This is a genomic window from Paenisporosarcina quisquiliarum (genome assembly GCF_043641925.1).
GTDB classification, from domain to species: Bacteria; Bacillota; Bacilli; order Bacillales_A; family Planococcaceae; genus Paenisporosarcina; species Paenisporosarcina quisquiliarum_A.
The window spans coordinates 25,754-41,828 of record NZ_JBHZRU010000020.1 but is presented as its reverse complement, the minus strand read 5'-3'; the positions used below and the strand labels follow the sequence as shown (position 1 = coordinate 41,828).

Here is a 16,075-nt window from a genome sequence, read left to right as displayed (position 1 = left end):
GTACTACTTCACCATTTTCGACGGATCTACAAATCGATCGAATTCTTCTTCTGTTAAATACCCGGTTTCCATTGCGGCTTCTTTTAATGTCAATCCTTTTTCATGTGCAAGTTTCGCAATTTTTGCAGCTTTTTCATACCCTACATGCGGATTTAGAGCTGTAACGAGCATTAAAGAATTATTCATATGCTGTTCTAGTTGCTCATTGTTTGGCTCAATCCCTACCACACAATGATCATGGAAACTACCAATGGAATCGCTCAGTAATCGAACAGATTGCATGAAATTATAAAAAATGACTGGTTTGAATACGTTTAACTCAAAGTTCCCCTGGCTAGCAGCTATTCCGATCGTCACATCATTGCCCATAACTTGAGTTGCAACCATTGTGATCGCTTCACTTTGAGTTGGATTCACTTTACCAGGCATGATTGAACTACCTGGTTCATTTGCAGGAATCGTAATTTCCCCAATCCCACTACGCGGCCCACTCGCTAACCAGCGTACGTCATTCGCAATTTTCATGACGTCAGCAGCCAAGGCTTTCATTGCCCCATGAACATAGACCAATTGGTCATGGCTCGTCAGTGCATGAAATTTGTTTTCAGAAGAGGTAAATATATAGCCTGTTTGTTGGCTAATCTCTTTAGCTACGCGCTCACCGAACTCAGGATGTGCATTAATCCCCGTCCCAACGGCCGTGCCACCAATGGCAAGTTCCTGGACATGAACAAGACTTTCCCGAATCATTTGTTCACACTTTGCAATCATATGTTTCCAGCCACTCACTTCTTGACCAAGTGTTAAAGGAGTTGCATCTTGCAGATGAGTTCGGCCGATTTTAACGATGGATTCAAAAGCTTTCACTTGGTTAGAAAGCGTGTCATGTAATATTTTTATTTTTGGCAATAAATTCTCATTAACCGCTATGACACCTGCAATATGCATGGCTGTTGGAAAAGAATCATTTGAGCTTTGAGATTGATTGACATCATCATTAGGATGTAAACGTTCGTCACTTTCATTTTCTACTAAGAACTGGTTACCCCGATTAGCAATGACTTCGTTTACATTCATATTGGTTTGTGTACCACTTCCAGTTTGCCAAACGACAAGAGGAAAATGATCATTCCATTTACCTTCAATAATTTCATTAGCCGCTTTACATATGGCATCTTTTTTAATAGCCGATAAGTTGCCCAGCTGATGATTAACGATGGCGGCAGCTTTTTTCAAAACGGCATAGGCAGTAATCAATTCCATTGGCATTTTTTCAGACCCTATCGCAAAATTTTCTTTACTTCGTTGTGTTTGAGCACCCCAAAGTTTATCTGCAGGTACTTGAATCTCTCCAATAGAATCTCTTTCAGTTCTGAATTCCATGAATAAAAACTCCTTCCTTTATCTACGTATTTTCTATTTAAAAGCCACACACCTTAAGTAAAATCATACGCCACTATACTGAATTATTAAAACCATCCGACTCCGTACCTATATGACACTTGTCATACTCTTCACTTGACGTTTGTGTCTTTTATTAGCTGCTCCTAATGCCTATTATTAAGGAACAGGATTTATTTATGAAAATTCAAACATTACAGATATTCAAGGAGGACGCTATGAGTAAAGAAAAAACAATGCAATTACGCAAACAAGTAGCTCAATTTGAAAAGTCAGATACGGCTGCTAGTGTTAAACAAATTATTAACACGATTCCACCGTTCTTCATTTTATGGTTTTTGGCTTACCAAGCTTTAGACATCTCCATTTTCTTAACAATTGCTTTAGCAATTGTCGCATCAGGTTTCGTCGTTCGTGTATTCATCATTTTCCACGATTGCACACACGGTTCCTTCTTTAAAAACAAAAAAGCAAATGCTATTTTAGGCACAATCACAGGGATTATGACCCTGTTTGCATATGAAAAGTGGAAACGTGATCACTCTATTCACCATGCAACTAGCAGTAACTTAGACAAACGCGGAACAGGCGATGTATGGGTTATGACAGTTGATGAATATATCGAAGCATCACCAGGCAGACGTTTTGCTTACCGTTTATACCGAAATCCTATCGTTATGTTTGGTCTTGGACCATTATTTTTATACTTAGTATCTAACCGTTTCAACCGCAAGGATGCTCGTCCTAAAGAACGCAATAACACATATTTCATTAATGCAGCAATTGTTGCATTATATGGCGGAATGATTTGGTGGATCGGCTTACCAGCATTCGCGATTATCCAAGGTACGATTTTAATCGTAGCTGGTTCATTTGGAATTTGGTTGTTCTACGTTCAACATCAATTCGAAGATTCTTATTTCGAAGATGAAGATCAATGGGATTACGTGAAAGCAGCAGTTGATGGTAGCTCATTCTACAAGTTACCAAAAGTACTTCAATGGTTAACTGGAAACATTGGCTATCACCACGTGCATCATTTAAGCCCACGAGTGCCAAATTATAATTTAGAACAAGCACATGAACTAACACCACCACTTCACCAAGCAACAACCATAACACTTAAAACAAGTTTGAAATCAATTCGATTCCGTCTATACGATGAAACGAAGAAAACATTCGTTGGTTTTAAAGAAATTCAACATTTACTGAACAACACGAAAACAACACTTCAGCGTTCTAGCGTTCAAGAAAAATAAGAGTTTAGAAAACCATTCCGCTCATGGAATGGTTTTTCTGTCTGTTATACTATTTAGAAAAGCAGAGTACGATTGTATCAACAAGATGAATTCTTGAAATTCTATAATAATCTATACAACCATTTTCATGTCCTGGAGGTTTCTATGCAAAAGTGGTATCACATTTTCCCTAAAAATCCTTACATCAGTATTTACGTATGGATTATTTTTTGTATTTTGCCCTTATTTTATATATTCAAGTCTTATTCACCTTTAGAAAGTCTATTGGGCCTTTTACTTGTTGTCGGTTTTTTCCTTTCCTATAGACAATCTTTCATTTCAAAAGGATGGCGCATGTATGTATGGGTTGCCTTTCAAATTGTGATTAGCATCACCCTCATCATACTTTTCGGATACTTTTTCTTTTCATTGTTCTTAGCCTTTTTTATTGGAAACATACGCAACAGAGCTGGTTTTATTACAATGTTTGTCATTCACCTCGTGACGACAATGGTATCCGTGAGTATTGGATTTTTCACGCAGTATGAGCTTTTCGTTACACAATTTCCTTTCATACTAATCGGCGTGATTGGTGTGATTTTGTTGCCCTTTAATTCTCACAATCAAATTAAAACAGAGAAACTAGAAGGTCAATTAGAGGATGCGAATAAACGAATTTCTCAGCTTTTGGTTATACAAGAAAGGCAACGGATTGCAAGAGATCTTCACGATACGTTAGGCCAAAAACTATCGTTAATTGGTTTAAAAAGCGACCTAGCTAGAAGAGTAATCGATCAAGATCCACTAAAAGCAAAAAATGAACTTTTAGATATCAATCACACTGCACGTATTGCTTTAAAAGAGGTTAGAGACCTCGTCTCCAACATTCGAGTCGGAAAGTTGGAAGACGAATTGGTTCGGGTTCAGCAAATTCTAAAAGCTGCTGAAATCGATTTTCGCGTTAAAGGAAATCCCGTATTAAAAGATACACCTTTACTCGTTGAAAATGTCTTAAGCATGTGTTTGAAGGAAGCCATCAACAACGTCGTCAAGCACAGCCAAGCAACATTCTGTCATGTCTTAATCAAACAGTCTTCCACTGAGTTATTTCTTCAAGTTCAAGATAACGGAGTTGGACTAAGTAGAGATAATGACAATACAGACGGCAATGGAATAAGAGGTATGAGAGAAAGACTAGAATTTGTAAATGGGATTCTTTATGTATCAGAAACTGAAGGAACGACGGTCAACATTCGTATTCCTCATGTAATCCTGCAATCTGAAATGGAGGAACTGTCATGATTCGAATAATTATCGCTGAAGATCAACGGATGATGCTTGGAGCATTAGGATCTCTTTTAGATTTAGAAGAAGATTTAGAAGTTGTCGGCCAAGCACCAAACGGAGCCGAGGCCATTGAATTAGTTAAACAGTTAAATCCTGATGTTTTTATTACTGATATCGAAATGCCTGTTAAGAGCGGCCTTGATGCTGCTGAGGAATTAAAAGACCATTCATGTAAAGTCATAATCCTTACAACCTTTGCACGATCAGGATACTTTGAACGCGCGAGAAAAGCAGGTGTAAGTGGCTATTTACTAAAAGACAGTCCGAGTGAGGATTTAGCCAACTCCATTCGATTGATAATGGATGGAAGACGCATCTATGCACCAGAGCTTGTTGACCTGGCTTATAGCGGTGAAGATAATCCTTTAACAGAACGTGAACATCAAGTTCTTGAATTAATTGCCACAGGCAAAAACACAAAAGAAATAGCTAGTGAACTATACATCACAACCGGTACAGTTCGAAATTACATTTCAGTTATTTTAGATAAGCTTGATGTGACAAATCGCATTGAAGCGATTTCCCGTTTTAAAGAAAAAGGCTGGTTTAAATAAAGAGTCAAAAACGTCACAACTTCCCGAAACGAGGATTCTCCCATGGACCAAAAAATGATGACCGAGTATATCATTCAAAAATATCAAGAAGATGAACAAATTATGATTCAACTATTTGTTCAATGGTGCCAAAATCACGAGATCGATTCTTTTGCACTTTACCAAAAAGCTTATCCCACTCAAGGTACGAACGAAGCCATGAAAGTTATTATTGACCAAAACGAACCACTTGAATTAGAAATCGATACTGGAACATTAATTGAAGTTCTTCAGCTGTTTGGCAATGATGACTTAGCGTTTGTGGTTTCTGAAGAAGCAGAGAGATTGATGAAGTGATTTTGTTTACATTCAAAAAAACGGAACCCCTTCTTTCATGGGGTTCCGTTTTTCTTTAAGAAATATTATTGATTGAATGATTGTGACATCCCTGCTAATCCTAAACCAATATCTAGTCCAAGTTCGCTTGATTCATTCTCATCATTCGATTGTACCCATAAACCAGCAGTTGCATTTAACATTGAAGTAAAAGAATTTTCTTCTTCAGAATCTTAACCAACCATAGATGCAACATCTACTTCAGTTCCTAAACGTGAAGAATTTTCTGTGCTTTGTGCTTCAATTAACGCTGATACAGCTGCCATAACTTTTGCAGATTCTTCGTTATCAGCTTCTTCAGAGCTTAGACCTAAGTTTGTTAAAGACTCAGTTCCAAGTGCAAAAGATGATGAATCATTTTCTCCATTAGATTCAATAACATTTGTGATTGTTGTGTTGTTGTCAGCACCTAAAATTGATGTTGAATCATCACTCTCAAGGATTGCATTTAGGTTTCCACCGACATTACCTTCAGTTGTTGAAGTCGTAGAATTAGTTTCTTCATTGACAACAGTTTCGTTGATAAGACCAGCGTTACCATCAGCGTTTACTGCTGCTGATTCGTCTTCGCCTTCAACTATTGCTCCGACTGAACCTTCTGTAGCCGCTTCTGTTGTTGAAGAAACCGTATCATTTTCTTCATCAATGACAGTTTCATTCATGACACCAGCATTGCCGCCAGCGTTTGCTGCTACTGATTCGTCTTCACCTTCAACCACTGCTCCGACTGAACCTTCTGTAGTCGCTTCTGTTGTTGAAGAAACTGTATCGCTTTCTTCATCAATGACTGTTTCATTCATAACACCAGCATTGCCGTCAGCGTTTACTGCTGCTGATTCGTCTTCGCCTTCAACTACCGCTCCGACTGAACCTTCTGTAGCGCCATCAACTGTCGTGTCTAGTGAATCATTTGTAGTCTCAGCATTCACATCTGAACTACTGTTGTTTTGCGAATCAATCACTAAATTATTCTCATCACTTGAATCGAAAATGTTCAAATTCTCTACTAAACCATCATTTAAGTTTAATAAAGAATCATTTTCTGCCGCAGATGTTGTACCTGCTCCGATTAATAGACTTGCTGCTAATCCACCTGTAATTGTTAAAGTTCTGAATACGTTTTTCATTTATAATTCTCTCCTTTTAAAATAAGTTTTTTAAATTCGACTTATAGTAAAAAGAGAAGATTGAGGTGGTTGTGACGGTGGTGCATTTAACCATTGATCAAAAAATAATCGCTCTTTTCCAAAGTATGAAAAAGTCTTATACGATTGATCGACTTCATACGTGTTAAAAATCCCTAATGTTAGCCCATTATTTGTCGAACTCGGACTATTTTGCGTGCTAGGACCTGAAGGAATCGCGGGAATTACCTTGATTTGTTCAATGTTTTCCATACCTCTAAACGGAACAAATGGTAGTTCATTTTGCAAATCAAACTCTTCAGTCTTAGTGTCTTCTGAACTCAATTGAATACCTTCTGTTTCTGTTTCCTCAAAAATATCAACGGACTCAGGCTTTACATTTGGTTCTACTATCGTTGGATTGGTCTCTACCACATCACTCCCTACTGCTTTTTCAATTACAGTAGATGAAGTTTCTTTGATAGGTTCAACTTCTTCATTTATTTGGTCCGTTGGAATATTTTTTGTTTCTACATCAACTTGAACAGGTTCAGTTACTTTAATTTCTGAAACCGGTGTTTCCACCTTCAATACTGGTTTAGTTGAAACTTCTGCCTCAATTACGTTTGCATTGACTTTAATTGATGGCTTTTCTGATAGTTTCACTTCCACTAGTGGCTTTTCATCGGTTACAGTTTTCGTGACACTTTTAGTGGTTTCATTTACGGTTTCCAACAATGCCGATACAGGCTCATTCTTTTCAACAGGTAACACTTCGTCCACTTTAGAAGTAGTTTCAACTACTTGGTTCGTTGCCGTCTCCACAATATCAGTCGTATTAGTTAACGTATTTTTAAGCAATTCACCTTCTGCAGAAGCAAATGTTGGAATACTGAGAACACTAAAAAGAATTACAGTCTGCCATATTCTTTTTTGCACGTCGTCATTCACCTCCTTTCATTGCATTTGATAGGCTAACGAAATTGACGATTGTTTAGATTACTTTTATTTATAAACATTACTTTTTTACCATTTCGGTTGTGATTTTCTTGCAAATAATTACATCACCGTTATCAAAAACTACACCATTTTGTTTACCCAATTCCTAATGCTCGTAACCCCTATTTTTATTTGTTACTATAAAAAATAAAAACGAGGTCTTGCAATGACTTATCTCTTATTGATTGTCGGGTTTGTTTTACTTATGATTGGTGCCAATTATTTCGTCAAAGGTGCCTCGAATATTTCTGCATTACTTAAAGTTCCACCTATATTGGTCGGCCTAACCATTGTTTCATTTGGGACAAGCTCTCCTGAAGCAACCGTTAGTATCATTGCTGCATTAAATGGAAATGATGATGTATCACTTGGGAATGTAGTAGGAAGTAATATGTTCAATACCCTACTTGTTTTAGGAGCTACTGCATTTATTGCTCCATTGGTAGTAAATAGCCAGACAATCCGTAAAGAAATCCCTTTTTCATTTTTAGCTACTATTACTTTGCTTGTTTTAATGGCTGATACCTATTTACAAGATTTCACTGGAAATGCATTGACTCGTAGTGATGGTTTAGTTCTCTTACTTATATTTGCTGTCTTCCTATACTATATTTTTGAAGTAGCTCGAAAAAGTCGCAATAACTTCGATGAACCTGAAACAGTTTTAGAAGAAAAAGATCGCGGGTGGATCAAAAATACAGTCTTCACCATTGGCGGACTTGCTGCTATTGTGTTTGGCGGAGATTTCGTGGTAAAAAACAGCACTGAAATTGCCTTGTCTCTAGGTATGAGTGAAGCACTTGTTGGGCTCACCATTGTCGCTGTAGGTACATCGCTTCCAGAACTCGTTACGTCAATTGTAGCGGCGTTGAAAAAAGAAAGTGAAATCGCACTTGGTAATATTATAGGAAGTAATATTTTCAATATTCTTTTTGTATTAGGGGCTTCTGCTACCATTTCTCCAATCGGAGTAAATGCCTCCTTATTTACGGATGTCATTGTCTTACTTGTCTTTACAGTAATCGTTCTTGTCTTTGCATTAACACATTACACAATAGGTAAAAGAGAAGGATTATTTTTAGCTTTGTCTTATATCGTATACATGATTTACATTATTTTCCGCAACTAACTGCCGGAAAATGATTAAAACAAAAAGGGCTCCCAGTAAGTCAGTCACTGACTTTTGGGTAGCCCTTTTAATGTACTTGAATAAGATTTAAGAATTGACGTGTGCGTTCTTCTTTAGGTTGTGTAAACATTTCATTAGGTTCGCTTCGTTCGATAATCTTTCCTTGATCCATAAAAATAACTTCGTCTGCAACATCTTTCGCAAAGCGCATTTCATGGGTGACAACGACCATTGTGATCCCTTCATCCGCTAAATCCTTCATGACCTGTAACACTTCTCCAACTAATTCAGGGTCTAGAGCAGAGGTAGGTTCATCAAATAACATCACTTTAGGTTCCAGAGCTAAGGCACGTGCAATGCCTACACGTTGCTGTTGACCACCAGAGAGTTGATGAGGGAAAAAGTCGAGTTTATCACCTAGACCCACTTTAACCAATAAATTCTCAGCTCTTTTACGTGCTTCCACTTTCGAAAGTTTCTTCACGATAATCGGTCCTTCCATGACGTTTTGAAGAACAGTCATATGCGGAAATAAATTATAATGTTGAAAAACCATCGCAGATTTTTTTCTTAAAGCCTCAACCGATTTTTTGGGTACCTTCGTTGAAAAGTCAGTCGTTTGATCGTCGATTGTAATGCTCCCCGACGTTGGTACCTCTAATATATTTAGGCATCTAAGTAAGGTTGTTTTACCGGATCCAGATGGTCCGATTACAACAACTACTTGCCCTTTATTAATTTTCAGATCAATTCCCTTTAGCACTTCTAATTGTCCAAACTGCTTGTGTAATCCATTTATAGTAATCATAAAGTACTCCTTTCTTTTTCATCTGTTCAATTCAGCTATCTTGTTACGTATCGATCAAATCGATGTTCTAATCTGCCTTGAATGATAGAAAGGAAGAAACAAATGATCCAGTAAATGGCTGCTGCTTCAACATAAAGAAGTAAGAACTCATAATTAGTTGCTGCAATTTCTTGAGCACGTCTAAACATTTCCGTAACAAGAATTAACGAAGCTAATGACGTGTCTTTCACCAATCCAATAAACGAGTTAGATAATGGTGGAATCGACACACGTGTAGCTTGCGGTAAAATGACACGTTGTAACGATTGGGAATATGTCATTCCAATCATTTGAGCCGCTTCCCACTGACCTTTTGGAATGGATAGTATAGCGGCACGTATAATTTCAGAAGCATAAGCTCCTACATTCAATGAAAATCCTATGATCGCTGCTGGAAAAGGATCGATAACGATTCCTAATGTAGGAAGTCCATAAAATAAAATAAATAATTGAACTAATAGGGGTGTTCCTCGAATAATCGACACATAAAATCGTGCAACCCATTGAAATATTTTAACGGTTGAAATACGAGCTAATGCTGTGAAGACAGCAAGAATTAATCCAAGAATAAACGCAATAATACTTAAAGGAAGGGTAAAGACAACTAGACCCTCCAGCAAAGGCTGGAGGGAAGTTTGAGCAATATCCATATATCGCTCCATTTCATCGGGCTCTATGTTAAAACTATTCCAAAACATTTTCGCCAAACCATTTTTCAGAAATTTCGTCGTACGTTCCATCTTCAATCATTTCTTTTAATGCTTCATTTACCGCTTCCACTAACGTGTCATTCCCTTGGCGGAACATTAATCCACTTTGTGCTGCATCGTCTGCTTCTGCTACGATTTTAATTTTCGCATCAGGTTTTTGCTTTTGGAAATCCAACACAGAAAGTTTATCGTTAATTGTAACATCTACGCGTTTTGAATTTAGAAGTTCAATTGCTTGGTTAAAGCCTTCCACGCCAACTAATTCCGCGCCGTTTGTTTTTGCAATTTCTCCATAGTTACTTGTTAGTGACTGTGCAGCTTTCAAACCTTTGATATCTTCAAAGCTTTTTACGTCTACATTATCTGCATGTGTAACTAAAACAGCTGCAGATGAAATGTATGGTTCAGAAAAAGCATATTTTTCAAGGCGATCTTCACGAATACCTACTTGGTTCGCAATCATATCAAATCGTTCAGAATCAAGTCCTGCAAACATAGCGTCCCATTGTGTTTCCATGAATTTCGGTTCAACACCTAAACGTGCTGCAATTTCTTCCGCAATCTCAACATCAAAGCCTGTTAACTTCCCACTCTCATCATGATAAGTAAATGGAGGGTAAGTTCCTTCTGTTCCAATTAACAATTCGCCATCTTCTTTAACTTTTGCCAATAAATCAGTTGTTTCTTCTTTTGAACCTGTATCTTTATTGTCAGCTGCATCCTCTTCAGAAGTTCCACATGCCGATAACATCAGGACTCCAATTAATAAAACTAACCATAATTTAAACTTTTTCATTTGTATTCCTCCTAATTCAGATAAACTTACTTGGTATTAGTTATCTTATCCGAAGTATATGCTTGCGTCAAAATAAATTGCTTATTCTTTTAAAACGCGAACTATTTAGAATACTTTCATTAATTTGACGATTACTTTTAGGGTGTGTAATACAGAAAAAGTTATGATTCGTTTAAAGAAACAGTTTTAAACTTTTTGCTTCAGCTCCAAATTCTCGTAGATTCCATGTGTTTTCCAAGTAAATGTCAGCGAGCAATTCATATTTACTACCCAATTTATGTGCTACCTCAATTGCAACTAAACTCTCATATACCCAAGCCATTTGCTTAGCGATTAATTTCGCCTCAAGGGTTTGAGTATTTTCATCCAACAACGCAAATTTTACTAGTTTTTCGTTTAAGTTAGCTAACTCCTTTTGAACAATCTCAAATCTGCTATTCTGTGTTTTAATATGTGAAAGTCTTTGTTTAACAAATTTTACGAATAACAAATGCGCATCAAATTTCCGCACTAGACGCACAAGTTCAAGCCCTAAAATATTTGCAGTTCCTTCCCAAACAGTGAGCACTTGTGCATCTCGAAGCAATCTTGGTGTAACGAAATCTTCGATATATCCGTTACCTCCGTGCAGTTCAATGGCTTCATGAGCAAAATGAATCGCTTGCTCTGCTGACTCTTTTTTCATTATGGCAATAAACAGTCGATTTAGAATGATTTCCTCTGACGTTCCATTTCCAGCAACCACACGATCATACAATTTGATTAAGTCAAAAACCGTTAATAATTCAATTTCATGCTTTGCCGTTAACTGTCCAATCGTGTCTTGAACCATAGGGAAATTAATCAGTTTTTGACCAAACGCATCACGATTTTCAGTATATTCCTGCGCTTCAGTTAATGCTCTTCGCATAATTCCTAGAGAGGCAACAGCATTACATATACGTGACAAATTCAATGCTTCCATCATATATTTCAGTCCATTTGCAGGATCACCAACTACATAAGCAATCGCTCCATCAAACTCGACTTCCCCACTTGGAACAGCACGTACTCCTAGCTTATCTTTTAATCGTCGGATGGATATCCCATTCAAACTTCCTGCTTCATTACGCCACGGAACCGCAAATAGTGTTAATCCCTTTGAACCTGAAGTAGCCCCTTCAATTCGAGCTAACACCATTGCAACTCCAGCCATTCCTGCATTTGATGCAAAATACTTTTCACCATATAATCGATAGTCTTCTCCGTCCTTCACAGCGCGAACGACATTCGCTCCAACATCAGACCCCCCTTGTCGTTCTGTTAAAAAGGTGGCTCCTTCAAAAAGCTCAACATCTCCTGTGGCACAAACATGCGGAAGAAATTTTTCTTTTAACTCGTCACTTGCATAATGATCTAGTAAAAAAGCAGTGGCCATCGTCAACGTGACCGGACAATAAAACCCGGCTTCCGCCTGAGACAATACATAGCCTTGTGCAAAACTGTACAAATAATTCCCTTGGCTCTTTAGCTCAGGTATTTCTTTGTGTACATAGCCAACAATTCCCGTTTCATACGTTTCTTTGACCGTCTGTCGATAACCCTCGTTCACCCAAACAGTCGAAGAATCATCTCCGAATTTATCGTATTTAATTAATTTTGGTTCTCCCATGCGATCGGTATGCTTTGCTCGTTCATCGATTTCATTCGCCACTTGCTCACCAAAAGCTTTTAATTCTTTATCTGCAAATTGAAAAAAAGGTGTATCTAATTCGCTGCGCAAAATATGTTGAAGTGTTTCATCAGTTAAATAAAAATTACGACTCACCATTTCTCCTCCATTCGTTTTTTCTAAGTCTAGATTCTATGTAAATCACCTATCTACTATTATTTTACACTTTCGAAAATAAAATAATTTAATTTTCACACATTTCATATAGAAACCTTTATACTATTAATTAGTTCGTATTTCGTAACATTAAGGGGAGATGAGCAAATGGTTAAAGGTTTACCTACACGTTCTGAAGTAACAGTTGAAGAAACTTGGAATTTAGAGGATTTGTTTTCTTCAGAGAAAGAATATCAAGATGCAATTTCTGAGCTAGTTCAGTTAGTAGATTCATTTCACTCGAATTTCAAAGGGAAGATTACAGACAGTGATTCTGCAATAGAAGCCCTAACAGGGTATGCTGCTGTTTATGAAAAATTCACACCTATTGGTGCTTATGCAAGTCTAGCTTTCAGCACTGACCAAACAGATAACGAAGCACAAATGCGTTCAGGCAAATTTAGTTCAATCGCTGCATCTTTAAGCAGTAAATTATCTTTTGTGGATAGTGAATTACTTGAGTTGTCAATGGATGAGTTGAATGAAGCGATGAATAAATCAGAGGAATACGCTCATTATTTGAAAGAATTAATTCGACAAAAACCACATCAGTTGCACCCTGAGGTTGAAAAGACATTAGCTGCCTATTCTTCATCTTTCTCAGCACCATATGGTTTGTACAATACAACTAAAATGGTCGATTTATCTTTTGAAGACTTCGAAGTGAATGGCAAGAAATATCCATTAAGTTATGTTTCATTTGAAGGGGATTGGGAAGCTGAAACCGATACAGAAATTAGACGTGCTGCTTTTGATTCCTTTTCAAAACAAATAAAAAACTACCAACACACAACTGCTAAAACGTATGATATGAAGTTGCAAATAGAAAAAACCACGTCGGATTTACGTGGATATGACAACATTTTCGACTATTTATTATTCGATCAAGAAGTCGATCAATCACTTTACAATCGTCAAATTGATTTAATTACAAGTGAGCTTGCACCACATATGAGAAAATACGCAAAACTTCTGCAAGATGTTCATGGCCTTGATAAAATGACTTTTGCTGATTTGAAAATCCCATTGGATCCGTCTTATGAACCGAAAATTACGATTGAAGAATCTAAAAAATACATGAATGACGCTTTAGCAATTATGGGAGACGATTATTTAGATATGGTCAATCGTTCGTTTGATGAGCGATGGATTGATTTTGCTCAAAACACTGGGAAATCGACCGGTGCATTTTGTTCAAGTCCATATGGATCACATCCGTACATTTTAATCTCATGGTCTAGTCGTATGAACGAAGTATTTGTTTTGGCACACGAACTTGGACATGCTGGTCATTTCTATAATGCACATAAGAAACAAAACGTTTTCAACTCTCGTCCATCTTTATATTTCATTGAAGCACCTTCAACGATGAACGAAATGTTAATGGCGAATCATTTACTAGAAAACTCGGATGACCCAAAATTCAAACGCTGGGTTATTTCATCAATTGTTGCTCGCACGTACTATCACAATTTTGTGACGCATCTATTAGAGGCAGCCTATCAACGTAAAGTTTATGAGCGTGTGAATGCAGGTGAAAACGTAAATGCTGGCATTTTGAATGAAATCAAAAGAGGTGTGTTAGAAGAATTCTGGGGAGATGCGGTTGAGATCACTCCTGGAGCAGAGTTAACTTGGATGCGTCAACCTCATTACTACATGGGATTATATCCATACACATATAGTGCAGGACTTACAATCTCAACTCAAGTATCTAAACGCATTTTGTCTGAAGGCGAGTCGGCTGTAGCAGATTGGTTAGAAGTACTTCAAGCAGGAGGAACAAAAACACCTGTTGAGTTAGCACAAATGGCTGGAGTCGATGTAACAACTGAACAACCGCTTCGTGATACGATTGCTTATATCGGGGAATTGGTTGATGAATTAATTAAGCTTACAGAAGAAATTGAAGGCGTAGCAACAAAATAAACGAAAGCCGATTGCCCTCTTTCATGGACAATCGGCTTTTATTATTCTTTCTTCATGGCTAATGACGCAGATGAATCAGCGAGTGGAATGCGTTTCCAATCGAACCTCTTTAGCAATCGAAGAGGATTTGATTTAACCATCGTAAACATGACACTACCTAAGATAACTGTAAGACTCCCGATTCCTTGTACCACGCTCATGCTTTCACCTAAAAACATAAAAGCAAGAATTGCCGTGAAAACTGGATTGAAATTCAAGAAAATACCGGATGTTGTTGCACCGAGTTTTTGAACACCAATATTCCATAATAGCATGCAAACGACTGTTGAAATTACTCCAGTATATAGAATCGATTGAACAAAAGATCCATCGATTTTTTCGATTGTAAAATCACGAAGATGAAAAGGAACTAACATGAGTACACCAAATATGCCTGAATACATGGTTGCCATCAGAGGAGTCGTGTAAGACATTGCCCACTTACTACATACAGCATATAAACCCCAAACAGCTACAGCTGCCATCATGAATAAATCTCCTCTATTGAATTGAAAAGTTAGTAAAGTTTCGAGATGCCCATTTGTCAAAACTAATAGAACACCACCTAGAGAAACCAGCATGGCAATTAATTGAAACAAGTTGATTTTCTCTTTCAAAAACAAATAAGAACTTAAGGCAATAGAAAACATATTTAAAGTCGAAATCAGACCAACATTTGTGGCTGAGGTGAAATCAAGTGCAACAAATTGAAATAAGTTAAACAATACAACGCCCGTACCCCCCATTAAAACTAAAGGAATAATCGCTTTGTTGTTTGGTCTTAGTGATTTTTCTTTCCACCATACAATTGGAATTAGACAGGAAACCGCAATGAGCCAGCGTAATAAGGTTAATGTAGACGGTGAAGCATGTTCAATGAGTGATTTGCCTACAACAAAATTCCCACCCCAAAGTAAGCTCGTAAATAATAACAACAAATAATAGATATACGGCATGATGATTGCTCCTTCGTCATTCTTGCGATAGAATAATTCTATCACCAATGTACACAAAACCATATATCATTTCGTATATGCTAATAAATTCAAAATAAACAAACGTATTTTATTAAAAAACTTAATTTTATTCTGAATAAATATTATTCCAAGCGGATTTACAGAAGAATTAAAAAGGAGTTTTCTCAATGGAACCAACGAGTGACAAAAATTTAGACAATCTTGATTTATTTATACTTGATATCTTGCAACGTTCATCAGATATTAGTAATGCCGAACTCGGAAGACGAGTTAATCTGTCACCCCCTGCAACGCATGCGCGTATTAAACGTTTAGTAAGTGAAGGGTATATCAATCGACAAGTGGCTATTTTAGATCAAGAAAAACTTGGGTTTGATTTACTCAGTTTCGTATTTATAAGTACCGACATTCACCACGCTGAAAAACTGGAGGTTCTTGAACAGAATTTAGTGGATATGCCCGAAGTGTTGGAATGCCAATGTCTGACTGGAGAATTCGATTACATTCTAAAGGTTGCGAACAAAGATCGACGTGATCTAGAAACATTTATCCGCAAACTAAATAAACTAGGCATTTCTCGAATTCAAACAACTTTAGCACTCCGAGAAGTGAAACAATCAACGATTTTACCTATTATCGATTCGAGATGAATACAAGTAAAAAGACATCAACAAAAATCAGTAGGTACATGACTTTTGTTGATGTCTTCTTTATAGTTTTATTTGTTAAATATGCTTGTAGAA

15 protein-coding genes are annotated in these 16,075 nt (G+C 37.2%); 7 read left to right on the top strand and 8 right to left on the bottom strand.

From position 1 onward, the window contains the following. Nucleotides 1-3: 3 nt before the first annotated feature. Nucleotides 4-1,383, bottom strand: coding sequence for a class II fumarate hydratase (fumC, locus tag ACHUE4_RS14020; RefSeq protein WP_394191106.1), 1,380 nt, complete (start codon nt 1,381-1,383; stop codon nt 4-6). Between the two features lie 236 nt (nt 1,384-1,619). On the opposite strand from fumC, the gene desA reads away from it, so the two are divergent. The 4 genes from desA to ACHUE4_RS14000 all read left to right on the top strand — a co-directional run bounded on the left by desA (nt 1,620) and on the right by ACHUE4_RS14000 (nt 4,876). Next, nucleotides 1,620-2,660, top strand: coding sequence for a Delta(5) desaturase DesA (gene desA / locus ACHUE4_RS14015; RefSeq protein ID WP_394191104.1), 1,041 nt, complete (start codon nt 1,620-1,622; stop codon nt 2,658-2,660). Nucleotides 2,661-2,804: 144 nt separating this feature from the next. Further along, complete coding sequence (locus ACHUE4_RS14010; RefSeq protein ID WP_394191102.1) at nt 2,805-3,941, top strand: sensor histidine kinase; 1,137 nt, start codon at nt 2,805-2,807, stop codon at nt 3,939-3,941. Next, nucleotides 3,938-4,540, top strand: coding sequence for a response regulator (locus ACHUE4_RS14005; RefSeq protein WP_394191100.1), 603 nt, complete (start codon nt 3,938-3,940; stop codon nt 4,538-4,540). Before ACHUE4_RS14010 ends, ACHUE4_RS14005 begins: the two co-directional genes overlap by 4 nt. Nucleotides 4,541-4,582: 42 nt before the next feature. After that, nucleotides 4,583-4,876, top strand: a complete 294-nt coding sequence (locus ACHUE4_RS14000; protein ID WP_394191098.1) for a hypothetical protein — start codon at nt 4,583-4,585, stop codon at nt 4,874-4,876. Between the two features lie 212 nt (nt 4,877-5,088). Here the strand turns inward: ACHUE4_RS14000 and ACHUE4_RS13995 are convergent, their stop codons facing one another. Together ACHUE4_RS13995 and ACHUE4_RS13990 are read right to left on the bottom strand one after the other, a co-directional pair. After that, nucleotides 5,089-6,042, bottom strand: a complete 954-nt coding sequence (locus tag ACHUE4_RS13995; RefSeq protein ID WP_394191096.1) for a hypothetical protein — start codon at nt 6,040-6,042, stop codon at nt 5,089-5,091. Between the two features lie 30 nt (nt 6,043-6,072). Then, on the bottom strand, nt 6,073-6,978 hold the full coding sequence (locus ACHUE4_RS13990; RefSeq protein WP_394191094.1) for a superantigen-like protein SSL4: 906 nt from the start codon (nt 6,976-6,978) through the stop codon (nt 6,073-6,075). 226 nt (nt 6,979-7,204) lie between these two features. On the opposite strand from ACHUE4_RS13990, the gene ACHUE4_RS13985 reads away from it, so the two are divergent. Next, nucleotides 7,205-8,167 carry a calcium/sodium antiporter gene (locus tag ACHUE4_RS13985; protein WP_394191092.1) on the top strand — a complete coding sequence of 321 codons (963 nt, stop codon included), beginning with the start codon at nt 7,205-7,207 and terminating at the stop codon, nt 8,165-8,167. A gap of 67 nt (nt 8,168-8,234) precedes the next feature. Here ACHUE4_RS13985 and ACHUE4_RS13980 read toward each other — a convergent pair whose 3' ends face one another. The 4 genes from ACHUE4_RS13980 to ACHUE4_RS13965 form a co-directional block, all read right to left on the bottom strand. Next, the gene (locus tag ACHUE4_RS13980; RefSeq protein ID WP_394191090.1) at nt 8,235-8,975 is read right to left on the bottom strand and encodes an amino acid ABC transporter ATP-binding protein; all 741 of its coding nucleotides are present in this window, start codon (nt 8,973-8,975) and stop codon (nt 8,235-8,237) included. A 35-nt stretch (nt 8,976-9,010) separates the two neighbouring features. Next, a complete protein-coding gene (locus ACHUE4_RS13975) occupies nt 9,011-9,712 on the bottom strand; it encodes an amino acid ABC transporter permease (protein WP_394191088.1) in 702 nt (233 codons plus the stop codon). Next, nucleotides 9,699-10,520 carry an amino acid ABC transporter substrate-binding protein gene (locus tag ACHUE4_RS13970; protein ID WP_394191086.1) on the bottom strand — a complete coding sequence of 274 codons (822 nt, stop codon included), beginning with the start codon at nt 10,518-10,520 and terminating at the stop codon, nt 9,699-9,701. Before ACHUE4_RS13970 ends, ACHUE4_RS13975 begins: the two co-directional genes overlap by 14 nt. A 172-nt stretch (nt 10,521-10,692) precedes the next feature. Beyond that, entirely contained in the window at nt 10,693-12,330 is a 1,638-nt protein-coding gene (locus ACHUE4_RS13965; RefSeq protein WP_394191084.1) for an acyl-CoA dehydrogenase family protein, read from the bottom strand. A 165-nt stretch (nt 12,331-12,495) separates the two neighbouring features. Between ACHUE4_RS13965 and pepF the strand changes: the two genes are divergently transcribed. After that, nucleotides 12,496-14,316 (top strand): oligoendopeptidase F, encoded by a 1,821-nt coding sequence (pepF, locus tag ACHUE4_RS13960; protein WP_394191082.1) that lies wholly within the window; start codon nt 12,496-12,498, stop codon nt 14,314-14,316. 41 nt (nt 14,317-14,357) lie between these two features. Here pepF and ACHUE4_RS13955 read toward each other — a convergent pair whose 3' ends face one another. Further along, complete coding sequence (locus ACHUE4_RS13955) at nt 14,358-15,311, bottom strand: DMT family transporter (protein WP_394191080.1); 954 nt, start codon at nt 15,309-15,311, stop codon at nt 14,358-14,360. A gap of 188 nt (nt 15,312-15,499) precedes the next feature. Here ACHUE4_RS13955 and ACHUE4_RS13950 point away from each other — a divergent pair, with 188 nt between their 5' ends. Further along, nucleotides 15,500-15,982, top strand: a complete 483-nt coding sequence (locus ACHUE4_RS13950; RefSeq protein ID WP_394191078.1) for an Lrp/AsnC family transcriptional regulator — start codon at nt 15,500-15,502, stop codon at nt 15,980-15,982. The last annotated feature ends 93 nt before the right edge of the window (nt 15,983-16,075 follow it).